This is a genomic window from Bartonella sp. AA2SXKL (genome assembly GCF_042197205.1).
Taxonomy (GTDB): Bacteria; Pseudomonadota; Alphaproteobacteria; order Rhizobiales; family Rhizobiaceae; genus Bartonella.
The window spans coordinates 1-4,950 of the sequence record NZ_JBHIRN010000032.1; the positions used below are offsets into that span (position 1 = coordinate 1).

General features: G+C 41.7%; 4 protein-coding genes and 2 pseudogenes. 4 read left to right on the forward strand and 2 right to left on the reverse strand.

Going from position 1 to position 4,950, the window contains the following annotated elements; genetic code table 11:
• From ACFINS_RS09340 to ACFINS_RS09350, 3 genes and pseudogenes are all read left to right on the forward strand, one after another.
• Positions 1–1,041 (forward strand): annotated as a pseudogene (locus ACFINS_RS09340) (DUF4815 domain-containing protein); the annotation flags it as partial.
• 13 nt (positions 1,042–1,054) lie between these two features.
• Positions 1,055–2,440, forward strand: coding sequence for a Bgr_08870 family protein (locus ACFINS_RS09345; RefSeq protein WP_375706127.1), 1,386 nt, complete (start codon positions 1,055–1,057; stop codon positions 2,438–2,440).
• Between the two features lie 559 nt (positions 2,441–2,999).
• Positions 3,000–3,818: a DNA adenine methylase gene (locus ACFINS_RS09350; RefSeq protein ID WP_375635109.1), complete on the forward strand. Its 819-nt coding sequence runs from the start codon at positions 3,000–3,002 to the stop codon at positions 3,816–3,818.
• A 97-nt stretch (positions 3,819–3,915) separates the two neighbouring features.
• Here ACFINS_RS09350 and ACFINS_RS09355 read toward each other — a convergent pair whose 3' ends face one another.
• Together ACFINS_RS09355 and ACFINS_RS09360 are read right to left on the reverse strand one after the other, a co-directional pair.
• Positions 3,916–4,272, reverse strand: a complete 357-nt coding sequence (locus tag ACFINS_RS09355) for a type II toxin-antitoxin system HigA family antitoxin (protein WP_375624310.1) — start codon at positions 4,270–4,272, stop codon at positions 3,916–3,918.
• On the reverse strand, positions 4,269–4,583 hold the full coding sequence (locus ACFINS_RS09360; RefSeq protein WP_375706128.1) for a type II toxin-antitoxin system HigB family toxin: 315 nt from the start codon (positions 4,581–4,583) through the stop codon (positions 4,269–4,271). The genes ACFINS_RS09355 and ACFINS_RS09360 overlap by 4 nt, the downstream gene beginning before the upstream one ends.
• 165 nt (positions 4,584–4,748) lie before the next feature.
• Here ACFINS_RS09360 and ACFINS_RS09365 point away from each other — a divergent pair.
• Positions 4,749–4,950: pseudogene (locus ACFINS_RS09365) on the forward strand (phage tail protein); the annotation flags it as partial.

Here is a 4,950-nt window from a genome sequence, read left to right on the forward strand (position 1 = left end):
ACCACCACGGTGAAGATATGGACGCAAGTGGACCCACAAGCGCAAGTTTTTACCCCCGATGAAACACGGCAAATCACCGGTATTGACTTTCATCTTTGCAAAATCGGTAATGAGAACCATGATTTGGTGATTGATTTGGTGACCACAGAAAACGGCTATCCTACCGCCGATATTCAAGCGCAAAGCTTTTATTCTATGAAGGGCGCAAAGCTAGGTTGGGCAGAAGCACGCTATGATGTACCACTCCTTGTGATGGATGACCGCTTAACGGCTTTTGTCATTAAAACCGATGATGCTGATCATTCTGTCTCACTAGCAAAGCTTGGAGATTTTGATGCAGAACACCAGAGATATGTCTCGAGTCACCCTTACGTGACCGGTCCACGCTTTTCTTCTGTTAACGCACAAAGTTGGACAGCCCATCAAGATGAGGCTTTAGCCTTTCGGGTGCTCGCTGCCCGCTATAGGCAAACAGAAAAGATTGTCGATTTAGGCACTTTTGATCTTGTGGACTGCTCTGATTTACAAATACGCGCAGCCATTGAGTTGCCTTCAAGCGATTGTTCTGTCATCTTTGAAATTGAAAGAAACAACGGCACGGTTTATCAACTCCTTCCCTTTCAATTGCTCAGTCTTACTGAATATATCAGTGAAAAGATCAAGCTTCGCGCTATTCTTAAAGGAACAGAGAAACTCTCACCGGTGTTATTTGCGCCTGTTCAATTGATCGCGGGAAAGATCCATAAGGAAGCGACCTATGTCACGCGTGCTTTTGCCTTTGGTGAAAAGGCAAGGTTAACGAGCTATATCAAAACCTTTTTACCGGGTGGTGCAACCTTCACTTGCGAGATGCAGCTGGATGATGGTGGTTTCACCCCTTTGAAACTTGACGAAACAGAACAACTCACTGAACCACTTTGGACAGAACGAAAATTTATCAGTGGTGACAAAACAGCCAAACAAGCACGCTTGAAATTGACCCTTACTGGTGGACCTGCTGCACGGTCCATGGTGAGCGATTTTGGCGCTGGCATATTATAATGGGAGAACAGAGATGACCAAAACCAAAAAACTCGACATGGAATTGCCGAAAGAAGGTCGCTTTATCAGTTCTGAATTCCCAATCTTGCGGGAAAACTTGACCAAAATTGATCAAGCTCTTTTGGCTGTTGAGGAAAAGGTAGAGGGAAAAGCACCTTTAAAACACACGCATACAATAAGTGATGTTGCCGATCTTGAAGCGGCTCTCAAAGGCAAAATGGCAGCCGATAAAACCTTCTCATTTGCTGATTTAAGCGATATCGAGGGGGCAAAAGATGCCGCAAATAATTATGTTCTCTATAAATCAAGCAATAATAACTTCACCTTTGGCAGTGCTGTCTCACTGTTAGGCGCACATCAACATAAAACCGAAGATATTGTGGGGCTTGATGATTTTAGAGCCAAGATTAATGAAGATCTGACAAGCTATGGACGCCTCACAAGTCCAAATGAGTGGCAGAATTACAATAAATTTACCAGCAAAGTCACTATGAGTGGTGGCTTAGAACTGTTGGGAAACACATCATTGAATATTACCCATAATAACAAAATGATCACTAACTTAAGTACAAGCGGAAGCTCACTTAAAGGACCTTTGAGAGTCGATGGAGAACTTGTTTATACGAAATCAGAAATAGATATTCTCAAGCAGGAAATTAAAAACATCAAAAAAGATTTGATTAATAAACTCATTATTGCCGATGCTGAATTGCTTTATACGCAAGATGGGAAAATTGAATGGCCCAACTGGGTCACGGATAAAACCAAAGTCGAAATTACAGCCTGGGGTGGCGGCGGTAGTGGTGGTTGCTCTTGGTCTTATTGCTTAGGCGGCGGTAGTGGTGGTTGCTCTTGGTCTTATTGCTTAGGCGGCGGTGGAGGAGGTGGAGGTTGTTCCGTGTGGTACGGCTATAAAGCCAGTTTAAACGGGCATGAGGATATCATCATTGGTAAAGGAGGAACTTCTGTTGCAAAGCATGGTGCGACAGGAAATTCTGGAGGCACAACAACCGTTGGCAAAAATTTTATGACAGCTACAGGAGGAAAAGGTGGTGGAGGTGCTTATTATTCCAGCCCATCATCCCGTTACTCAGGTTCTGGTGGTACTGGAGGAGTTGGCGGGAACTTTGGTTGGGCAACAGATGGTCTCTTAGGACTTGCCAAAGGCGGAAATGGTTATGCTGGAACGAAAGGAATTGATGCAGAAATGAGTGGTAACGGAGGTGATGCTGGGGGCGATACATCAAGGGGTGGCGCTGGAGGAACGGGAGATGGTTACCATACTTCAGGAAAAGCAGGGCGTGGTTTTGGGGGTGGAGGTGCTGGTGCTAACGGGGATGGGCATTACAGCGGTGCTGGTGCTGATGGCGCTGTTCTTATAAGATTATGGAAAGAATAAATGGATGCACAAGTAACCAAGATATGACACAAGTCAAATGGATAGCTGTTGTATAAGCTGGCTTACATGTTTTTAAGTCCTTTTATCGCTCTTTCAAAGCCCTTTTAAAGGGCTTTTTGACTGACAGTGTCAGTCTTATGAGAGAGTGTAGATGATTGTTATGGTCTCTTCATTAATTTGGAGAGCAAGATGACAATAGAAGTGAATAGTCTCTGCTGCACTGTAGTGAAGTCATTCTTTATCTCTAGAGGGATGCCCCGAAATCATGGCTAATCCCCTCTTTTACTCCAAAAAATTTGTAAAGAGATCAACAGCTCTTGGCAAGCCGCTCTGATAACCTATCGCTATGAGAAATCAAGCAGATATATCACAGGAATTATCCTAGAAACTCCAAACCAAAGAAAGAAAGAAAAAATAGAGGCTGGGCTGGTAGTCCAGCCAACGGGAACAGTTTGAGAAACACCCGCCCGATGTAACACAACTTAACATCGCAGCCACTTCTTATCACTTGGAAACAGTGAGAAGATGGCTAATATAGATGGAAGAGTGTTAAAAAATGATGGATATACTTTGTAAAGAAAAATTAAAATCTATTGATCCTATAGAACCAGCTGCCGCTTATGTTGGTGGCAAAATAAAGTTGGCAAAAACCATTATCAAAATCATTGAAGGCATTCCCCATCGCACTTATGCCGAACCTTTTGTTGGCATGGGAGGAATATTCTTTAGGCGGAAATTGATTCCCTTATATGAAGTCATCAATGATCGCTCAGGCGATGTGGTGAATTTTTTTCGGGTGTTGCAACGCCATTATCACCCTTTTATGGATCTGTTGGAGTTCCAGATTAGCAGCCGTGAGGCGTTTCAACGTTTTACGTTACAAGATCCAAAGACGCTTACGGATTTAGAGCGAGCTTTGCGGTTTTTATATCTACAGCGGTTGAGTTTTGGTGGGCAGGTGGCAAAGCGTACCTTTGGAGTTGATCCCCACCGTGGTGCACGGTTTAACTCTTTCAAACTTGAAGGGTTCTTAAAGCTTATTTACCGGCGTTTATCAGGTGTCACTATTGAACATTTAGATTGGTTTGATTTTATCAGGCGTTATGACCGGCCAACGACCTTGTTTTACCTTGATCCACCTTATTGGGGCGTTGAGAATTGCTATGGCAAGGATTTGTTTAAGCGAGAGGATTACCAGACGATGTCCACACTGCTTGCACAATTAAAGGGAAAGTTTGTTCTGTCTCTCAATGATGTGCCAGAGATCCGAAAAACCTTTAGCCAATTTAAACTAAAAGAAGTGAATACATCTTATACATGTGGTTCAAATAATCCAATGCCGGCTCAAGAGCTGATCATCTCAAATTGCGATTTCTAAAACGAGAAATAATACATATTAAAGGGTCTTTAAATGATCTTTGAAGACCTTTTGAAACCCCTTAAAAATCTTTCAAAAAAATAAATTAGTATAAAACCTAAGCTATCAGACTTTCTAGTGGAATATTGAACTGTTGGTGCAAGTTTTTAATCATGCGCAGTGTTAATTTTCTTTTACCACTCAAGATTTCATAAACACGATTTAAATGACCAATCGCAGGAACGAGATCTTTAGCACTTAAGTTCATTTGTTCCATTCTAAATTTAATAGCTTCAATCGGGTGAGGAGGAGAAACAGGATAGTGTTCTGCTTCATACGCTTCAATCAACAACACAAGAACCTCCATTTGATCAAATTCTGGAGTATTCTCTTTAGGTTGATTGTCAAACATTGCAGACACAATTTCTAAAGCTTCTTGATACTCTCTCTCTGTACGAATTGGTTTGATATTCATTTCTTAAATTCCTTTAGTTCTACAGTGTTGGCATCAATCGCATCATACTGTTTATGCGTCCCTATAAACTTTATGTAAAGCCAACCTGCTGGATAAAAGATTGAAACAACTAAACAATAATCATTGCCTCTAATATTAAAAACAACACGATTATTCTTTAATATGCTTGCATTTTTATATTTCTCTTTAATGTCATGAGGAGAACGCCATTGTGCGTTTTTAGCTTCATCTACCCATGCTTTTAATGGTTGTTCAGCATCAGGATATCGAGTCCAAAAAGTTTGAAGTGTGGAGATTTTAACAATTTTCATAAGTGTATCCTGATTTTTATCAATCTTAGTACCATTTTGGGACTAAGTCAAGATATTTATAAAAAGAAAGTGCTTGTTGAAAACAAACCTTTCTCAAGAGCAGCTTTTTACCTCTCATTTTTCCCATTCATTTTAATTCACCACTCATTTAAAGGAGCATAAAGTATGGCAACAGGTTTTCTACACGGTGTTGAAGTTGTCGAGGTTGACGACGGCACCCGCCCCCTTCGCGCGGTACAATCGGCAGTTATCGGGATTGTTGGCACGGCGCCCGATGCAGATGAACAAGCATTTCCTCTTAATACACCCGTTTTGGTAACAGGCTCTCTTTCACAAGCCGCTAAACTGGATAAAACAGGCAAGCGTC

What these genes read in the sequence shown, in the direction of transcription:
- ACFINS_RS09345 (WP_375706127.1), top strand. Translation starts at nt 1,055, where the DNA reads ATGACCAAAACCAAAAAACTCGACATGGAATTGCCGAAAGAAGGTCGC.
- ACFINS_RS09360 (WP_375706128.1), bottom strand. Translation starts at nt 4,583, where the DNA reads ATGAAAATTGTTAAAATCTCCACACTTCAAACTTTTTGGACTCGATAT.
- ACFINS_RS09350 (WP_375635109.1), top strand. Translation starts at nt 3,000, where the DNA reads ATGGATATACTTTGTAAAGAAAAATTAAAATCTATTGATCCTATAGAA.
- ACFINS_RS09355 (WP_375624310.1), bottom strand. Translation starts at nt 4,272, where the DNA reads ATGAATATCAAACCAATTCGTACAGAGAGAGAGTATCAAGAAGCTTTA.